This is a genomic window from Ruegeria sp. BHSC037, assembly GCF_059613045.1.
In genome coordinates, this window is the sequence record NZ_JBXWRT010000003.1 from 198,344 (window position 1) to 215,501 (window position 17,158).

A 17,158-nucleotide genomic window follows, 5' to 3' on the forward strand; every position below is an offset into this window, starting at 1 on the left:
AGCCGCCCCATTCCAGGCGGCTCCGCTTTTTATTTGGGGGGGTCTTCTGACACGGGGCAGACAAAAGAAAAGGCCCCCTGCGCGGGGGCCTTTGAACATTACGGTCAATCGGTTTCCGGCTGACGGAGATTGTTATTCCTCTTCCAGCGCTTCGACGGCCTTCTGCAGGTCGTCCTTGCCGACCTCCTTCTCGGTGACATCGGCCAGTTCGACCACATAGTCGACGACCTTGTCTTCGAAGATCGGCGCGCGCAGTTGCTGCTGCATCTGAGCATTCTGCTGAACGAATTCGAAGAACTGACGCTCTTGCCCCGGATACTGGCGGGCCTGGTTCATGATCGCCTGGGTCATCTCGGCATCGGTGACCTCCACCTCGGCCTTCTGGCCCAGCTCGGCCAGCAGCAGGCCCAAGCGCACGCGGCGCTCGGCCAGCTTGATGTGCTCTTCGGTGGGCTCGATCTCTTCGTGATCATGGCCCTGGACGTCGGGGTTCTCTTCGTGCCACAGCTGGTGCGCGATCTGCTTGGCTTCAGCCTCGACAAGGGTCGGCGGCAGATCGAACGACACCATCTTATCCAGCTCGTCCAGCAGGGCGCGCTTCATCACCGCTCGCGAGGCGCCGGCATATTCGGCTTCCAGGCGCGCGGCGATCTGCTTTTTCAGCGCGTCCAGATCCTCGGCACCGAATTTCTGGGCCAGCTCGTCGTTGATCTCGGCTGCGACGGGCTCTTTCACCTCTTTCACGGTGCAGGTGAACACGGCCTCTTTGCCGGCCAGGTGCTCGGCTCCGTATTCCTCAGGGAAGGACACGGTCACGTCCTTCACCTCTTCGGCCTTCACGCCGACCAGTTGATCCTCGAAACCGGGGATGAAGCTGTTCGATCCCAGAACCAGCGGATAGTCTTCGGCCGAACCGCCTTCGAAGGGCTCACCGTCAATCTTGCCGACAAAATCGATGACGACCTGATCGCCCTCTTTCGCCTTCGAGCCCTTGCGGCGGGCTTTGAAATCCTGCGCGGTTTCGGCCAGGTTCTTCAGAGCCTCTTCCACGGCGGCGTCGTCGGCCTTGACCACCAGCTTTTCCAGCTTAACGGACTTCAGATCAACCTCGGGGATTTCCGGCAGCGCCTCATAGGTCATCTCGACATGAACGTCGTCGCCTTCTTTCCAGTCCTCGTTGGTCATCTTGACCTGGGGCTGCAGGGCGGGACGATCGCCACTCTCCTCGAAATGCTTGTTCATGGCGCCGTCGATGGTCTCTTGCATGGCTTCGCCAAGCAGACGCTGGCCGAACTGCTTTTTCAGCAGCGCCATCGGCACCTTGCCTTTGCGGAAACCTTTCATCTCGATTTCCGGCTGGGCTTCGGCCAGTTTCTCGTTGACCTTCTCGTCCAGCTCGGCGGCGGTGACAACGATGTTGTAGCCGCGTTTCAGACCTTCGTTCAGCGTCTCGGTAACCTGCATTCTGGTAGTCCCCATAGGATTCGGGGCGCGCAAAACGGGCGCGCCGGGCAAATTTGACGCCTTCTATTTGCCCAGCCGCCGAAGGGCAAGGGGCAAGGTGCCTGTTCGGCTCCGATTTGCCGCCCTGCCCTACAAAAAACGCCCCGGACCGGGCCGGGGCGCTTGGATTGACGGTTTGACGCGATCAGAACTTCCAGCGCGCGCCCAGAACCCAGGCTTCGTTCTTGTCGAACGATGTGCCGTCGTCGAAATCGTGGTTGCGGTATTTCAGGTAGGCATCGGTGTTGATGCTGTCGATCCGCTGGACCACGGCGACGCCCCAGGATTCAGTGCTGGAGCCATTAGTGTCGAAGTCCGACCCATCATAATAGTCGATGCCGACGCCCGTCTTGCCCCAGGACACCCAGTCGCCTTCATAGGCGATCTTGGTGTACCAGAAACTCGGGTCGCTCTGGCCTGCGACGTTGTCACGGCTGCCGGCCGCCGCGGTAAAGCTGAACCCGCTGGGCAGCAGCACCGAGGCCGACCCCACGGTATCGTTGCGCTCGCCCGACCCATTGTCGAAGTCGCGCACGGCATAGGCGAGGCTGGCCGCAAACTCGACACCACCCGCGAAGGTGTTGTTGTAGTTCACCGCCACGTCGTAATAGTCGTCGTCATCGCTGCTTGACAGGATGTTTTGGCCATAGGCGAAGCTGGCCGAGAATCCGCTGAAGTCAGGGGTGTCATACCGCACGCGGCCACGGCGCGCGCCGTCAAAGTTGCTGGTGCTATCGCCCACGGTTATGCCACTCAGGGCCCCGTTGGTTCCACGGTAGAAGAAGCCCGAGTTTTCGTCGGCCGTATAGGAATACAGCGCCGTCCCCACATAGGACAGGTCGGTTTGCGCCGCCCCGTCCGATGCCATGCTGCCCTGACCGGCCGAGAATTTACCCCAGCTGCCCTTCAGCCCGAAATCGACATAGCGGATGTCTTCACGGGTCCAGCCGCTGAAATTGGTGCCGTTCTGGTTCCACTCGGTCGAGTTCGGCAGACCCAGCGCGGTCTCGAAGCGAAAGGTGAACTCGTTCTGTCCGAAGGGCTGCATCAGGCTCAGGCCGACGCGGCTGTTGGACAGGTCGTTGTCCAGAAGGCGGGTATCAGTATCCTGACCATCATCCACCGAGATGATTGCCGGGCTCAGTTGCCCGTACAGAAGGACATATCCGCCCGAGTTGTTTTCGTATTTCATTTCAGCCGCGGCGGGGATCGCCGTGGTGGCCGCCAGCAGCGCTGCGGCCGAGGGAAGTCTGAGATTAAGTGTCATGTCGTTCACCATGAATGCTTCAGGTTTCGGATACTGCTCAGATGTTCAGTCGAACCTTGCGGTTCCAGTGGTCCTCCGCCCACCATGGCCGGACATTGCAATTTCGCCACACACTGCGACGCGATTACGCCAAGATACAAAGTTTTTTCAATGCTTTAGCTTTTCCACTTCGCAACATCATCAAAGCTGCGAATGAATTCTGCCACTTGGCCATGCATATAGCAAACACTGGCTCTGCAATTGCGCAGGCTTGACGGCAGAAATTCGCCGGAAATCCGGTGATTTGTACTGGAAATGTCACACAGAGTTCATACCCGCAACAGTCTAAGCACCTCCGGCAGCTGTTCGGGCAGATCCTCGGCAATCAGGCCAGGCCCGAAACTGCGGGCGCACTCGACATGCAGCCAGGCGGCGATCTCGGCCGCCGTCGGCGCGGAGAACCCGCGCGCCAGCAGCCCTGCGATGAACCCCGACAACACATCACCCGCCCCGGCCGTCGCCAGCCAGGGAACAGCGCGGTCGTGGTGGGCCGAATTGACGATACAGCGGCCATCCGACGCGGCGATGACCGTATCCGCGCCCTTGAACAGAACCGTGCAACCCGCACGCTTTGCAGCGTCGCGCACGGCATCGACCTTGGAATAGGCCGGCCCCTTGATCGGAATTTCGGCCAGCCGGGCCGCAAGATCCGGGAACAGGCGCGCGAACTCGCCACCATGGGGGGTCAGAACGCAATTCTCGCGAAGAAGGCGGAACAGTGCTTCGGGCGCGTCGGCGAAGGCGGTCAGCGCATCCGCGTCCAGTACTGCCGGCCGAGGCGATACATCGCCGCCCCCAAGAGCCACCGGCACCAGTTCGCGCGCACGCTCAATCCCCAACCCCGGCCCGATGCAGAGCGCATTCAGGCGCTCATCCCCCAGAACCTCGGTCAGGCCCGCCGCCCCGTCGACCCGCCGCAACATCAGCGCGGTGATCTGGCCGGCCACCTCCGACTGGGCAGACGGCGGCACCGCCAGAGTCACCAACCCCGCCCCGATCCTCAGTGCCGCGCGCGCGGCCAGCCGCGCGGCTCCGGTCTTGCCGGAGCCACCAGTCAGGACCAGTGCATGACCATGCGCATATTTGTGCCCGGCACCGGCCTTGGTCAGCAGATGCGGCAGCACTCGGCAGTCTCGCGCGATCGGCGTCTTGCTGTTGTACAGCGCACCGCCTTCGCGGTGCCGGATCCCCAGCGGCTTGACCGCCACCTTGCCAGAGACAGCCGCCGCTTCGGCCAACCGATGCCCCAGCCGGGGGCGTTCGAAGGTCACCGTCAGGTCGGCGCCCGAATTGGCGTGCGCTTCGAACAACGGGCGGCCGCTGTCTGCGCAATATCCCGACGGCATGTCCACCGCGACCACCCGAACCGGAGAAGGCCCCTGACGCATCACTCCCAGCAACCCCAGCACCTGCGTGACTGCCGGGTCGAGCCTGCGGGACAAGCCCGTTCCGAACAGGGCATCCACCACCACCGAGGGACGCTCCGGTGGCGGACCAGTAAAGGCCTCGATGGCCTGAACGGTCCCGCCCAGCGCCGTCCACCTGTCAAAATTCACCTTGGCGTCCGGCGGCAGTTTTCGAGGTTCGCCAAAAAGATACACACCGACCTCCCACCCCCAGTCCCGCATCAGACGCGCCACCACGAATCCGTCGCCGCCATTGTTGCCCGGGCCGCACAGGACAACCGCACGCTGGGGTTCTTTGGCAAGATCGGGCCATTCTTCTAAAATCGCCTCGAAAATGCCACGCCCGGCCGTCTCCATCAGATCCAGCCCGGTGGCGTGACCGGACTCGATTGCCTCTTGCTCGATCGCCCGCATCTGCGCTGCCGTCAGCAATTCCGCCATGTCATGCCTCCTGCCGATTCAGTTTCGTCCATTTTTTGTGCAAGTCGCCCATTTTTTAAACCGCCCTTCGTTTTGCACCGCCCGGCTGGCCCACAAACCCGCATTCGGATTGCCCCGTGATCTTAGACGTGGTGACTGCGGTTCTGACAACCATGCGAGGTGAGCCGGAATGAAAAAGATCGAAGCGATCATCAAGCCGTTTAAGCTGGATGAAGTGAAAGAAGCGCTCCAAGACGTGGGCGTGCAGGGCCTCAGCGTAATCGAGGTCAAGGGGTTCGGTCGTCAGAAAGGGCATACCGAACTGTACCGCGGCGCCGAATACGTCGTCGACTTTCTTCCGAAGGTGAAGGTCGAGGTGGTTCTGGAAGACGATCAGGTCGATGCCGCCATCGAGGCCATCGTCGCGGCCGCCAAGACCGACAAGATCGGCGACGGCAAGATCTTCGTCTCGCCCGTCGAACAAGCCATTCGCATCCGCACCGGAGAAACCGGCCCGGACGCGTTGTAATCGCAATTCTGCAAATCTAGAGGAACAGTATTATGAGCAAGGACGCAGTTCTTCAGCTGATCAAGGAAGAGGGTGCCGAATATGTCGACATCCGCTTCACCGACCCGCGCGGCAAGCTGCAGCACGTGACCGTGATGGCGGATCAGGTCGATGAGGACTTCCTGGACGAAGGCTTCATGTTCGACGGATCGTCGATCGCCGGCTGGAAGTCGATCGAAGCATCGGACATGAAACTGATGCCCGACACCGAAAGCGCCTATGTCGATCCGTTCTACGCGGAAAAGACCATCTGCATTCACTGCTCGGTGGTCGAGCCCGACACCGGCGAACCCTACGAGCGTGACCCGCGCGGCACCGCGCAGAAGGCCGAGGCCTACCTGAAATCGTCGGGCATCGGCGACGCGGCGTTCTTCGGCCCCGAAGCAGAATTCTTCCTGTTCGATGACGTGCGTTTCTCGAACAGCATCAACAAGGTATCCTACGAAGTTGATGCTACCGACGCATCGTGGAACACCGACACCGAATACGAGATGGGCAACATGGGCCATCGTCCGGGCGTCAAGGGTGGCTACTTCCCGGTGAACCCGATCGACGAAGCCCAGGACCTGCGTTCGGAAATGCTGTCGACCATGAAACGTCTGGGCATGAAGGTCGACAAGCACCACCACGAAGTGGCCTCGTGCCAGCACGAGCTGGGGCTCATCTTTGACAGCCTGACCAAACAGGCCGACGAGCTGCAGAAATACAAGTATGTCATCCACAACGTGGCGCACGCCTACGGCAAATCGGCCACCTTCATGCCCAAGCCGATCGCGGGCGACAACGGCACTGGCATGCACGTGAACATGTCGATCTGGAAAGACGGCAAGCCGCTGTTTGCTGGCGACAAATATGCCGACCTGTCGGACGAGGCCCTGTGGTTCATTGGCGGCATCCTGAAGCACGCCAAAACCCTCAACGCCTTCACCAACCCGTCGACCAACAGCTACAAGCGCCTGATCCCGGGCTTCGAAGCCCCCGTTCTGCGCGCCTACTCGGCCCGCAACCGTTCGGGTTGTGTCCGTATTCCGTGGACAGAATCGCCGAAAGCCAAGCGCGTCGAGGCCCGCTTCCCCGACCCGTCGGCAAACCCCTACCTGGCCTTTGCAGCCTTGCTGATGGCCGGCCTGGACGGCATCAAGAACAAGATCGATCCGGGCGAGGCGATGGACAAGAACCTCTACGATCTGCCCGCCGAAGAGTTGGCCGGTATCCCGACCGTCTGCGGCAGCCTGCGCGAAGCTCTGGAGAGCCTGGCAGCCGACCACGACTTCCTGCTGCAGGGCGACGTGTTCACCAAGGATCAGATCGATGGCTACATCGCGCTGAAGATGGAAGAGGTCGAAACCTACGAGCACACCCCGCACCCGGTCGAGTACGGCATGTACTACAGCTGCTGATCGCAGCAGGTTGATCTACCTTTTCAAGGGCGCCCTGCGGGGCGCCCTTTTTTTGATTTGGGCGCTCCGGGTTCAGCAAAGCGCTTTGTAGTGTTGCCGACAGGCTTTAACCTTGGTCTCAGTCATTTTTTGAACGGATTGATGCTATGATGCGCACAGCCCTGCTTGTTTCGGCCCTGTCCCTCGCTCCGGCGACTGCTCTGGCCGCCCCCTGCGGCAATGACGGCAGCGGTTTCGAAACGTGGAAAACCAGTTTCGCCCAACAGGCCCGCAGGGCTGGCGTCAGGAAGAAGGGGCTGCAGGCATTGGCCCAGACCCGGTATGCGGCCGGCACGATCGCCGCCGACCGCAATCAAAAAAGCTTCAGATATTCGCTGGGCAAATTCCTGCAGATCCGTGGCGCCGACACGATCGTCGCGCAGGGCCGCAAACGCAAGGCTCGCAACCCGCAATTCTATGCCGCGCTCGAACGCCAATACGGCGTGCCGGCCGGTGTTCTGATCGCCATTCACGGCATGGAAACCGGGTTTGGCCGCTTTATGGGAGACAGCCAGGTCGTTTCCGCAATTACAACACTGGCCTACGATTGTCGCCGATCCGAGTTCTTCATTCCACACGCCATCGGCGCCCTGAAACTGGTCGACCAAGGCAGTATTTCGATGGCAACAAAAGGGGCAAAACATGGCGAGTTGGGCCACACGCAGTTTCTTCCCGGGAACGCCCTGCGCTATGGCGTAGACGCCACCGGAGACGGCAGGGTCGATTTCTATAACCCGACTGACGCGCTTGCCTCGACCGCGAATTTCCTGCGCAAGAAAGGGTGGAAACCCGGCCGCGGCTACCAACCGGGAGAGCCGAATTTCGCGGTGTTGCAGCAGTGGAACGCGGCCAGCGTCTATCAGCAGGCCATCGCGATCATGGCTGCCCGAATCGATAAATGATACCCGGCGGGCGCTACCGACCGCGCCCCCAATTTCGCCACAATGTCGCCACAGTACCTAAGATTTTGGTCTAATTTCTTGGTTTCCAAAGCGTAATCAATCATCGGATTTCCGTTCTTTTTTGCAGAATGGTCAAATTTCCTCCCCGATGTCCTGCTAGATTTGTTTTCAACGATGCCGACTTGAAGGAAAGTCTTGTGACCTCGAAGCACTCATATCACGGCGGCCTGCAGTTCCAGGGAGACCCGGATGGCGCGCTCGAACGCTTCGGCGAGATCGTTGCCGCCACGCTCGAGGATTACGGCCATCTGGTCGAGCGCAAGGCTCTGCTCAGCGCGACCGAGGCAAGTATCGTAACCAGCCAATATCTGGTTTCCCTCATCGTCGAAACGGAAAGCCCGGAAACGCCCCCGCAATGCCGTCGCGATCAGATGGCCGGGCTGAAAACGATCATCCGTCCCGCCGCGGCCCGTCCCAGAAACCGTCTGACTGTATCACTGTTGCCCGTGTCCGGGCTGCTCGACGATTCCGAGATCTCGGAACTGATGCTGGTGGTGATGCTGTACCGGATGGTCGATATCTGCACCACCCAGCGCGTGGAATGGCTGTCGCCGAAAACCGTTCTGACGACCGAGCAGTTCATGAGCGCGTTTGATACGTTCATGCCGCGCAAGATCCGCAGTCGGCACGACGCATTTCGCGTCGTCAGCGGCCCGTTCGCCGGTCTACGGACCGAAAACACCGACGTCGAGATCGACGAACTGCCAGCCCCGAAGGCAACCAGCGGCCGCCCGATCCAGCTGACGGATGATCAATTGCTGAGCATCGCCTTCAGGGCTGAGGCCAACGAACCGCAAGAACAGGTGACCGAGGACGAGGACCGCCCCAGCGATGCGCTGCGCCTGAGCAGCTGGGCCATGACCGGAATCGTGGCCAGCATGTCGGCGCCTCTTGCCCTGTCGCTGGCAGCTGTGAACCTGATCAAGGGCGAGGATTTCCGCCTGAACACTCAGGTAATGGTCTTTACCGTGGCCATCGTTTCGCTGAGTTCCAGCAAGGTGTTCGCCGGAGCGGCCAACGCGCTGGGCATGTAGCCGAAATTCAAAGAACCCTCCTTGGAGGCCCCGCCGTCAGGCGGGGTTTTCCATTTCTGGCAGCCGCTCGACCGGCAAGACATAGGTGTGGATCGAGAACACAACTGCCTGCGACTGCGGCAGCCGCACCAAGGTCTGACGCTCGCTGCGCAGGTACCGTGCAGTGCCGCGGTCGCGGATCTCGCGCGGGGCGCTGGCACTGCGGGGCTGGTGCAACTCGGGGTCATCGTACCACAGCGCGTTGAACCGCCACAAAGGCCGAGCAATTTGAATCCCGTCAAACAGGCGCTGCACCCGGCGCGCGATGTTGGGATCATAGCTGTCGACCGGCTCGTGAATGGCGATCAGTGGTCGGATGAATTTCTCGGACAGACGCCAGCTGGCGGGAAAGCACAGGATGGCCCCGGTCAGCACATGCTCGTCGCCCCGTTTCTGCAGGATGCAGAAATCCTCCTGCGCCAGCAGGCAAAGCGTATCCAAAGGATTGTCGCGGTCAATCGGCACGGCGGCCCCATCCGGGCGCTGCGCGGTGTCGGCCGCCTCGGGATAGGCCTGCGCCAAGACCAGATCCAGCAGTTCGACGGCGGCCGGGTGGGCGTGCGGGTCCAGCGCAAGCACGTCGTCCCGACGGGTTTCAAGCAGGTGCTGGCGGTGGCGCATCTGCGCGGCGAAGGCATCATCGCGATGAAGCCAGTCCTCCATCGTTGTCGGCGCGATCCCCGGCAGCGGTCGCTGTTGGGTCGGATCGTAGGGCAGAGTCTGTTGCAGAATGGCTGTCATGGCCTTGGGTTAGCACTCCAAACAGGCCTTGTCGGTCAAAAAGCGACTGGCAAATCGTCGCAATTCACCCAGACGGGGCCGCCCTGCCCCTTCAGGCTGAACCGGCAAGCAGGGAGGCGCGCCGTGAACCACCACTACCGAGACACCCGCAAGATCGACCCCAGCCGCGGCGCGACGCTTGACGACGGCACGCCGAACGACAATGACCGGATCGAGATCGGCCCCACCCAACTTGCATTCAGCGAATGGGCCGCCGCCGGGTTGCAACTGCCCAACCTGGACCGGATGCGCGAATATCGCTGGAAACGGCTGACCCAGGCAATCGTCGATCGAGGCTATGGCGGGCTGCTGATGTTCGACCCGCTCAACATCCGCTATGCGACCGACAGCACCAACATGCAGCTGTGGAACACACACAACCCGTTCCGGGCGGTGCTGTTGTGCGCCGATGGCTACATGGTGATCTGGGACTACAAGAACTCGCCCTTTTTGTCGAAATTCAACCCGCTGGTGCGGGAACAGCGCTCGGGCGCGGACTTGTTCTATTTCGACAGGGGCGACAAGGTGGACGTACAGGCGGACGTGTTCGCCAACGAGGTGCGCATACTGATGCAGGACCACGCCCCCGGCCACACACGGCTGGCGGTGGACAAAATCATGCTGCACGGCCTCCGCGCGCTCGAGGCACAGGGCTTCGAGATCATGGAGGGCGAGGAAGTCACCGAAAAGACCCGCGCCATCAAGGGCCCTGACGAGATCCTTGCCATGCGTTGCGCCAGCCACGCCTGCGAAACCGCCGTGGCCGAGATGGAGAAGTTCGCCCGCACCTATGTTGGTGACGGCAAGACCTCCGAGGATGACATCTGGGCCGTTCTGCACGCCGAAAACATCAAGCGCGGCGGTGAATGGATCGAAACGCGCCTGCTGGCCTCGGGGCCGCGCACCAACCCGTGGTTTCAGGAATGCGGGCCGCGGATCACTCAGAAGAATGAAATCATCGCCTTTGACACCGATCTGATCGGCAGCTACGGCATTTGCGTCGACATCTCGCGCACTTGGTGGATCGGGGATGAAAAACCCCGGCCCGACATGGTCTATGCCATGCAGCACGCGCATGAGCACATCATGACCAACATGGGCATGCTGAAGCCCGGCGTGATGATCCCCGAGTTGACCGCCAACTGCCACAGGCTGGACGACAAGTTCCAGGCGCAGAAATACGGCTGCCTGATGCATGGCGTGGGCCTGTGCGACGAGTGGCCTTTGGTGGCCTATCCCGACAAGGCGGTGCCCGGCGCCTATGACTATCCGCTGGAACCCGGCATGGTGCTGTGCGTCGAGGCAGCCGTGGGCGAAGTCGGCGGCGATTTCTCGATCAAGCTCGAGGATCAGGTGCTGATCACCGAGGATGGATACGAAAACCTGACCACCTACCCGTTCGATGCCGCTCTCATGGGGCTCGAATAGGTCTCAATCCGTCCAGTACGAGCGGCGCACATTTCCGCGCCAATCCTCGGGCGCGGGCTGCTCGATGCCGGCTTGTTCGGAGTCCAGCGGCCAGGTCTGGCCCGCAGCAAAATCCAGCGTAGCAGTCAGCAGCAGCCCCGGCAAAAGCCCGAGGTGATAGCGGTGACAGTGATGGATCGGTTCAACATGTGTCATCGTAGAAATCCTGTTTCATTGTTCGACGAAACATGAGCATGGGGACATCCGAACCATTTACGAAACGAATATCTGATCGCTGCGACACCACAATCCCTGAAGTTTTACCTTCCCGAGACAAGCAAGCCGCAACACCTTCACGATTCAACGCTCCCCTCTCACCTTGGCGTGACGCGCCTGACACAGGGGTTGAGGCCCCCGCGCCCGGCCCCCAGTATTGCCGGAACCCGATCAACGGAAGGAGCGGCCATGCCGACCGAACGCATCACCTTTGCCGGACACGACGGCAGTCAATTGGCTGCACGCTTGGATCTGCCCGACGGGCCGGTGCTGGCGACGGCGCTGTTTGCCCATTGCTTCACCTGCTCAAAGGACATCCCCGCCGCCCGGCGGATCAGCGCGCGGCTGGCGGCGATGGGCTTTGCGGTGCTGCGGTTCGATTTCACGGGCCTTGGCCATTCCGAAGGCGAGTTTGCCAACACCACCTTTACCACGAACGTGCAGGACCTGATCGCGGCGGCTCAGTATCTGGCCGAGCGGAACATGGCGCCGGATCTGCTGATCGGGCATTCCCTGGGTGGGGCGGCCGTGTTGCGGGCTCGGGCCGGGATCCCCTCGGTCAAGGCGGTGGTCACCATCGGCGCCCCGGCCGACCCCGGCCATGTGGCCCATCACTTCGAGGGCGCACGCACGCAGATCGAACAGGATGGCAGCGCCGAGGTGCTTTTGGGCGGACGGCCGATCCGCATCGGGCGCGACTTCGTGCGCGACATATCGGAATCGGCGCTGATCCCGGCAATCGAGCGCCTGAAGGCCGCTCTGCTGATCCTGCATGCCCCGCTCGACGAAACTGTGGGTATCAACAATGCCAGCACGATCTTTCTGGCCGCCAAGCACCCCAAAAGCTTTGTCACGCTGGATGATGCCGACCACCTGATCACCCGCCCCAGGGACGCGGACTATGCCGCCGACGTCATTGCCGCCTGGGTGTCGCGCTATGTGCCACTGTCGCCACCCGCCCCACCGCCGGGCGCCCCCGAAGGCGTCGTGCGCGTAACCGAGGTGGACCCGAACGGATTCCTGCAAGACATCCAGTCAGGCCCGAACCATCATGCCGTGGCCGATGAACCGGCTTCCTACGGCGGCACCGATCGCGGCATGTCACCCTATGGGTTCGTGTCGGCCGGGCTGGGCGCCTGTACCTCAATGACCATCCGCATGTACGCCCGGCGCAAACAATGGCCGCTGACCGGGGTCACCGTGGATGTCTGCCACGACAAATTGCACGCGCAGGATGCGGGGCTGGCCGGCGATGGCAAGGTGGACCAGTTCCGCCGCAAGATCCGCCTGGCTGGGCCTCTGGATGAGGCCCAGCGGGCCAAGCTCCTCGAAATCGCCGACAAATGCCCGGTGCACCGCACGCTCGAGAACTCGGCCCATATCACGACCGAACTGCTGCCGGCCCAGGACCCGGTCGTTACGGTCTGACCCGGCCCAAGGCCGCGACAGGGCACAGACAGACCGGGGATCGGCGGACGGTCGGCCAGAACGGCGCTTGTGCGGGGGCAAACCGTCTCAGTAGGTCCTTCGCGGCTTGCCGGATGTGCCGGACAAGGCTATGACCCGCGCCGACACCCATTGCCAATCACGAAGGTCCTGCCGCCCATGATCCCCCGCTATTCCCGCCCCGAAATGGTCGCCGTCTGGTCGCCCGAGACCAAGTTCCGCATCTGGTACGAGATCGAGGCCCATGCCTGCGACGCGATGGCCGACCTGGGCGTCATCCCACGCGAAAACGCCGAGGCCGTCTGGAAGGCCAAGGACGTGGAATTCGACGTGGCCCGTATCGACGAGATCGAGGCCGTCACCAAGCATGACGTCATCGCCTTTCTGACCCATCTGGCCGAGCACGTCGGCAGCGAAGAGGCCCGTTTCGTCCATCAGGGCATGACCAGCTCGGACGTGCTCGACACCTGCTTCAACGTGCAGTTGACCCGCGCCGCTGACATCCTGATCGCCGATCTCGAAGGCCTGCTGGCCGCGCTCAAGCGCCGCGCCTACGAGCACAAGGACACTGTCCGCATCGGCCGCAGCCACGGCATTCATGCCGAGCCCACCACCATGGGCCTGACCTTCGCGCGCTTCTACGCCGAGATGGACCGCAACCTGTCTCGGATGCGCGACGCCCGCGCCGAGATCGCCACCGGCGCCATCAGCGGCGCGGTCGGCACCTTCGCCAATATCGACCCGCGTGTCGAAGAACATGTCTGCGAAAAACTTGGCCTGGTGCCCGAGCCGATCAGCACGCAGGTCATCCCGCGCGACCGCCACGCGGCCTTCTTTGCCACGCTGGGCGTGATCGCCAGCAGCATCGAGAACATCGCCATCGAAATCCGCCACATGCAGCGCACCGAGGTTCTGGAAGCCGAGGAGTTTTTTTCCAAAGGCCAGAAGGGCTCGTCGGCGATGCCGCACAAGCGCAACCCGGTTCTGACCGAAAACCTGACCGGCCTGGCCCGGCTGGTGCGCATGACCGTGATCCCGGCGATGGAGAACGTGGCCCTGTGGCACGAGCGCGACATCAGCCACAGCTCGGTCGAGCGCAACATCGGCCCTGACGCAACCGTAACGCTAGACTTCGCCCTGCACCGCCTGACCGGGGTGATCGACAAGCTGGTCGTCTATCCGGACAACATGCTGGCCAACATGAACAAGTTCCGCGGTCTGGTCATGAGCCAGCGCGTGCTGCTGGCCCTGACCCAGGCCGGCGTCAGCCGCGAGGACGCCTATCGCCTGGTGCAGCGCAACGCGATGAAGGTCTGGGAAGAAGGCAAGGACTTCAAGACCGAACTGCTGGCAGACCCGGACGTGACGGCAGTGCTGAGCAAGGAAGAGATCGAAGAAAAATTCGATCTCGGCTATCACACCAAGCATGTCGACACGATCTTCGAGCGGGTGTTCGGCGAGTAACCCTCGACGCATTAACGGCTTTTTTGGGGCCCGGATCGCACAGTACGATCCGGGCCCCTGTCTTTTGCGAAAACATCCGAAATCGGCTATGCTGGATGGGCAATTTCCGTTCAAGGAGAGCCCACCATGATCCGCACGACCCTCTGCGCACTGGCCCTTGCCCTGTCCGCCTCGTCCGCATTCGCCTGCCAAGCCCACAGCAAGCAATCGCAATCCTGTGCGCCCGGCACGACTTGGGATTCGGCCTCGGAAAGTTGTGTGAAAAACGCCAGCAGCTGAGCATCTGACCCAGTTGTGAACTGATCCGGGCGATTTCCTGTTAGCTTTTCCTCGGAACGCGCTATGCTTTGCCCAAGCGAATTTCGAGATGGAGTTTGACATGCGCCTTTTGTTGGCCTCGGCGATTGCCGTTCAAAGTTTTGCCTTTGCCCCCGCGGTCAGTGCCGCAGGCGGGGACAGCAGCCCCCCGAAACCGACAAACACCACCAAGAAATGCCTGTTCGGCAGAGTCTATGACGAGGCGGCGGGCCGCTGCGTCAAACCCAACAAGACCAATTTCACCGACGACCAACTGTATCAGGCCGTGCGCGAGATGGCCTATGCCGGCCAATACGAAAACGCCCAATCCGTGCTGCGCATCATGGATCAAGACGACGACCGCGTCCTGACCTATTGGGGCTTCACCTACCGCAAGATGGGCAAGGTCGATCTGGCCAACGCCCATTACATGCGCGCGATTGCGGCGAACCCCGACAACATCCTTGCACGCAGCTACATGGGCCAAGGTTTCGTGGCCGAGGGCAAGACCGACCTGGCCATCGCCCAATGGCGCGAGATCAAGGCCCGGGGCGGTGAAGGCAGCTGGGCCGAAGCGTCGCTGCGACAAGCGATCCGCACAGGGTTGACCTACAGTTACTAGAGTTCAGCTTTTCTTTACGCGACTCTCGCTAATCTGCCTGCGCAACGAATTTGACAGCACAGGCAGATGCAAGACTCCAACGCTTTGGTTCAGACGGCCCTGGGCGCCACGCCGCTGGCGGCCGAACAACAGGACGACGCGCCGCGCGTGGTTCCCCGTCACCTGACACCCGGACAAAAGGCCGCGATCATCGTGCGCCTGCTATTGAACGAGGGTGCGGATTTCCCGCTCGAGGAACTGCCCGACGAACTGCAGGAACGGCTGACCGTGCAACTGGGGCAGATGGGGCTGGTCGATCGGGTGACGCTGGCGGCGGTGGCTCAGGAATTCGCCGATGCGCTCGACAGTGTCGGCCTGGCGTTTCCGCACGGGCTGGCGGGCGCGCTGGACGCGGTGAACGGCAAGATCGCCCCCACGACGGCCGCACGGCTGCGCAAGGTGGCGGGCATGCGCCAGGTCGGTGACCCGTGGCAGCGCCTGCGCGACGTGCCGGTCGAGGATCTGGCCCGCATGGCCCAGGCCGAAAGCACCGAGGTGGCGGCGGTCATGCTTTCCAAGCTGGATACAGCGACGGCCGCGAAACTGCTGGGGCATCTTCCCGGCCCGGTGGCACGCCGGATCACCTACGCGGTCTCGAAAACCACCAATGTCTCGCCCGAGGCGGTCGAACGTATCGGCTGGTCGCTGGCCGCGCAGTTGGATCAGCGCCCGACCCCGGCCTTCGGAGACGACCCCGGAGCGCGGGTGGGGGCGATTCTGAATCAATCCTCGGCGGCCACCCGGGACGAGTTGTTGAGCGCCCTCGAAGAAGAAGACAAGATCTTTGCACAAGCGGTGCGCCGCTCGATCTTCACCTTTGCCCACATCGCCAAACGCATCGCGCCGCGGGATGTTCCCGCGGTCTTGCGCGGGATTGACCAGCCCGTTCTTGTCACCGCGCTGGCTGGTGCAAACAGCGACGAAGACAAAGCCTCTGCCGAGTTCCTGCTTTCCAACATGTCGTCGCGCATGGCCGACAACCTGCGCGAAGAAATTGCCGAGCGTGGCAAGGTCAAGCAAGCCGACGCCGAAGAAGCCATGACCCAGGTCGTGGGCGCCATCCGCGCGCTGGTCGATGAAGGCACGATCACCTTGAACGAAGAGGAGGCCGAGGGCAGGGACTGATCCCCTGCCCGACCGTCCGCACATACGGTGCTTGTGGTTGCCCGGCGCCCTCTGTATGTCTGGCCCCGCAAATCACATAACCCGTCGAGACCCTCGCATGCCCGCCGAAAAGTCGGAACTGAGCCGCGTTCAGCTTGCAAAATATTATGTCGCCAACCTGTTTCTGAAAGGCGTGATCGGCACCATGCGCTTGCTGCCCTACGAGCGGCGGATCGCAACGATGGGCGCGATTGCACGAGCGCTGTCGCCGCTGGTGGGGTTCACCAAGCGGGTGCGCAGCAACCTGAGACTGACCTGCCCCGAACTGACCGAGAGCGACGTCAAACGCATCTGCCGTGCAGTACCCGACAATGCGGGCCGCGCGATCATGGAGCATTTCTCGCCCGAGGATTTCACCGAACGGCATAAGACAGCTGTCGTCACCGGGCCGGGCGTGGCTGCCTTTGACCGTGCCGTCGCCGAGGGCCGCCCGGTGATGATGATCACCGCGCATTTCGGGCATTACCTGGCCGCGCGGATCGCGTTGCAGGCGCACAGCGGCAAACCGATCGGCTGCTTGTACCGGCGCATGGCCAACCCCTATTTCAACGAGATGTATGTCGAAGCCTTTCACAAGACCGGCAAGCCGATGTTCGAACAGGGGCGCCGGGGCATGGTGGAAATGGTGCGGTCGTTGAAGAATGGCGGCATCATCGCCATCGTGTCCGACCTGCACGCCCATGGCGGCGAAGAGCTGACGTTTTTCGGCAAACCGGCGGTGACCTCGGTTCTGAATGCTGAACTGGCCATGAAATACGATGCAGTGCTGATCCCCTGCTATGCGGTGCGCCAACCCAATGGCATCGATTTCCAGATCGTTCTGCATGACCCGGTGCCGCATTCCGACCCCAAGACCATGACCCAGTTCATCAATGATGATCTGGAGGGGATGGTGCGCCAGCACATGGGTCAGTGGTTCTGGATTCACCGGCGCTGGAAAGCCTGGAACGGCCTGGGCGTTCAGCCTGAAGACATGCCCTGAGCCC

16 protein-coding genes are annotated in these 17,158 nt (G+C 62.0%); 11 read left to right on the forward strand and 5 right to left on the reverse strand.

The annotated features are described in order from the left end of the window. Positions 1-132: 132 nt before the first annotated feature. The 3 genes from tig to AC2FMN_RS04265 all read right to left on the reverse strand — a co-directional run bounded on the left by tig (position 133) and on the right by AC2FMN_RS04265 (position 4,656). Positions 133-1,464, reverse strand: coding sequence for a trigger factor (gene tig, locus AC2FMN_RS04255; protein ID WP_496686651.1), 1,332 nt, complete (start codon positions 1,462-1,464; stop codon positions 133-135). Between the two features lie 184 nt (positions 1,465-1,648). Continuing rightward, positions 1,649-2,770: a porin gene (locus AC2FMN_RS04260; protein ID WP_496686523.1), complete on the reverse strand. Its 1,122-nt coding sequence runs from the start codon at positions 2,768-2,770 to the stop codon at positions 1,649-1,651. 308 nt (positions 2,771-3,078) lie between these two features. Then, positions 3,079-4,656 carry an NAD(P)H-hydrate dehydratase gene (locus tag AC2FMN_RS04265; protein WP_496686525.1) on the reverse strand — a complete coding sequence of 526 codons (1,578 nt, stop codon included), beginning with the start codon at positions 4,654-4,656 and terminating at the stop codon, positions 3,079-3,081. Between the two features lie 169 nt (positions 4,657-4,825). Between AC2FMN_RS04265 and AC2FMN_RS04270 the strand changes: the two genes are divergently transcribed. The 4 genes from AC2FMN_RS04270 (at position 4,826) to AC2FMN_RS04285 (ending at position 8,638) form a co-directional block, all read left to right on the forward strand. After that, positions 4,826-5,164 (forward strand): P-II family nitrogen regulator, encoded by a 339-nt coding sequence (locus AC2FMN_RS04270; protein ID WP_005982402.1) that lies wholly within the window; start codon positions 4,826-4,828, stop codon positions 5,162-5,164. 32 nt (positions 5,165-5,196) lie between these two features. Beyond that, complete coding sequence (glnA, locus tag AC2FMN_RS04275; protein WP_496681303.1) at positions 5,197-6,603, forward strand: type I glutamate--ammonia ligase; 1,407 nt, start codon at positions 5,197-5,199, stop codon at positions 6,601-6,603. A gap of 146 nt (positions 6,604-6,749) precedes the next feature. Continuing rightward, a complete protein-coding gene (locus tag AC2FMN_RS04280; protein ID WP_496686528.1) occupies positions 6,750-7,544 on the forward strand; it encodes a lytic murein transglycosylase in 795 nt (264 codons plus the stop codon). 182 nt (positions 7,545-7,726) lie between these two features. Continuing rightward, positions 7,727-8,638, forward strand: a complete 912-nt coding sequence (locus tag AC2FMN_RS04285) for a hypothetical protein (protein WP_496686530.1) — start codon at positions 7,727-7,729, stop codon at positions 8,636-8,638. A 36-nt stretch (positions 8,639-8,674) separates the two neighbouring features. On the opposite strand, the gene AC2FMN_RS04290 is transcribed toward AC2FMN_RS04285, so the two are convergent. Next, entirely contained in the window at positions 8,675-9,418 is a 744-nt protein-coding gene (locus AC2FMN_RS04290; protein WP_496686532.1) for a heme-dependent oxidative N-demethylase family protein, read from the reverse strand. A gap of 123 nt (positions 9,419-9,541) precedes the next feature. Here AC2FMN_RS04290 and dddP point away from each other — a divergent pair, with 123 nt between their 5' ends. After that, complete coding sequence (gene dddP, locus AC2FMN_RS04295; RefSeq protein WP_496686535.1) at positions 9,542-10,885, forward strand: dimethylsulfonioproprionate lyase DddP; 1,344 nt, start codon at positions 9,542-9,544, stop codon at positions 10,883-10,885. 3 nt (positions 10,886-10,888) lie between these two features. On the opposite strand, the gene AC2FMN_RS04300 is transcribed toward dddP, so the two are convergent. Continuing rightward, entirely contained in the window at positions 10,889-11,080 is a 192-nt protein-coding gene (locus AC2FMN_RS04300; protein ID WP_496686537.1) for a hypothetical protein, read from the reverse strand. A gap of 249 nt (positions 11,081-11,329) precedes the next feature. On the opposite strand from AC2FMN_RS04300, the gene AC2FMN_RS04305 reads away from it, so the two are divergent. From AC2FMN_RS04305 to AC2FMN_RS04330, 6 genes are all read left to right on the forward strand, one after another. Continuing rightward, positions 11,330-12,568: a bifunctional alpha/beta hydrolase/OsmC family protein gene (locus tag AC2FMN_RS04305; RefSeq protein WP_496686540.1), complete on the forward strand. Its 1,239-nt coding sequence runs from the start codon at positions 11,330-11,332 to the stop codon at positions 12,566-12,568. Positions 12,569-12,745: 177 nt separating this feature from the next. Next, positions 12,746-14,050, forward strand: a complete 1,305-nt coding sequence (gene purB, locus AC2FMN_RS04310) for an adenylosuccinate lyase (protein WP_496686542.1) — start codon at positions 12,746-12,748, stop codon at positions 14,048-14,050. 126 nt (positions 14,051-14,176) lie between these two features. After that, entirely contained in the window at positions 14,177-14,329 is a 153-nt protein-coding gene (locus tag AC2FMN_RS04315) for an adenylosuccinate lyase (protein WP_496686545.1), read from the forward strand. 100 nt (positions 14,330-14,429) lie between these two features. Next, the gene (locus AC2FMN_RS04320; RefSeq protein WP_496686548.1) at positions 14,430-14,969 is read left to right on the forward strand and encodes a tetratricopeptide repeat protein; all 540 of its coding nucleotides are present in this window, start codon (positions 14,430-14,432) and stop codon (positions 14,967-14,969) included. Positions 14,970-15,035: 66 nt separating this feature from the next. Then, positions 15,036-16,133 (forward strand): flagellar motor switch protein FliG, encoded by a 1,098-nt coding sequence (locus tag AC2FMN_RS04325; RefSeq protein ID WP_496686550.1) that lies wholly within the window; start codon positions 15,036-15,038, stop codon positions 16,131-16,133. Between the two features lie 97 nt (positions 16,134-16,230). Next, positions 16,231-17,154, forward strand: a complete 924-nt coding sequence (locus AC2FMN_RS04330) for a lysophospholipid acyltransferase family protein (RefSeq protein WP_496686552.1) — start codon at positions 16,231-16,233, stop codon at positions 17,152-17,154. Positions 17,155-17,158 lie beyond the last annotated feature (4 nt).

Bases quoted from the DNA above. Each gene is read 5' to 3' on its own strand.
- AC2FMN_RS04290 (WP_496686532.1), bottom strand. From the start codon at position 9,418: ATGACAGCCATTCTGCAACAGACTCTGCCCTACGATCCGACCCAACAG.
- AC2FMN_RS04265 (WP_496686525.1), bottom strand. From the start codon at position 4,656: ATGGCGGAATTGCTGACGGCAGCGCAGATGCGGGCGATCGAGCAAGAG.
- AC2FMN_RS04320 (WP_496686548.1), top strand. From the start codon at position 14,430: ATGCGCCTTTTGTTGGCCTCGGCGATTGCCGTTCAAAGTTTTGCCTTT.
- AC2FMN_RS04280 (WP_496686528.1), top strand. From the start codon at position 6,750: ATGATGCGCACAGCCCTGCTTGTTTCGGCCCTGTCCCTCGCTCCGGCG.
- AC2FMN_RS04325 (WP_496686550.1), top strand. From the start codon at position 15,036: ATGCAAGACTCCAACGCTTTGGTTCAGACGGCCCTGGGCGCCACGCCG.
- AC2FMN_RS04260 (WP_496686523.1), bottom strand. From the start codon at position 2,770: ATGACACTTAATCTCAGACTTCCCTCGGCCGCAGCGCTGCTGGCGGCC.
- AC2FMN_RS04330 (WP_496686552.1), top strand. From the start codon at position 16,231: ATGCCCGCCGAAAAGTCGGAACTGAGCCGCGTTCAGCTTGCAAAATAT.
- AC2FMN_RS04300 (WP_496686537.1), bottom strand. From the start codon at position 11,080: ATGACACATGTTGAACCGATCCATCACTGTCACCGCTATCACCTCGGG.
- AC2FMN_RS04315 (WP_496686545.1), top strand. From the start codon at position 14,177: ATGATCCGCACGACCCTCTGCGCACTGGCCCTTGCCCTGTCCGCCTCG.
- tig (WP_496686651.1), bottom strand. From the start codon at position 1,464: ATGCAGGTTACCGAGACGCTGAACGAAGGTCTGAAACGCGGCTACAAC.
- glnA (WP_496681303.1), top strand. From the start codon at position 5,197: ATGAGCAAGGACGCAGTTCTTCAGCTGATCAAGGAAGAGGGTGCCGAA.
- AC2FMN_RS04270 (WP_005982402.1), top strand. From the start codon at position 4,826: ATGAAAAAGATCGAAGCGATCATCAAGCCGTTTAAGCTGGATGAAGTG.
- AC2FMN_RS04305 (WP_496686540.1), top strand. From the start codon at position 11,330: ATGCCGACCGAACGCATCACCTTTGCCGGACACGACGGCAGTCAATTG.
- purB (WP_496686542.1), top strand. From the start codon at position 12,746: ATGATCCCCCGCTATTCCCGCCCCGAAATGGTCGCCGTCTGGTCGCCC.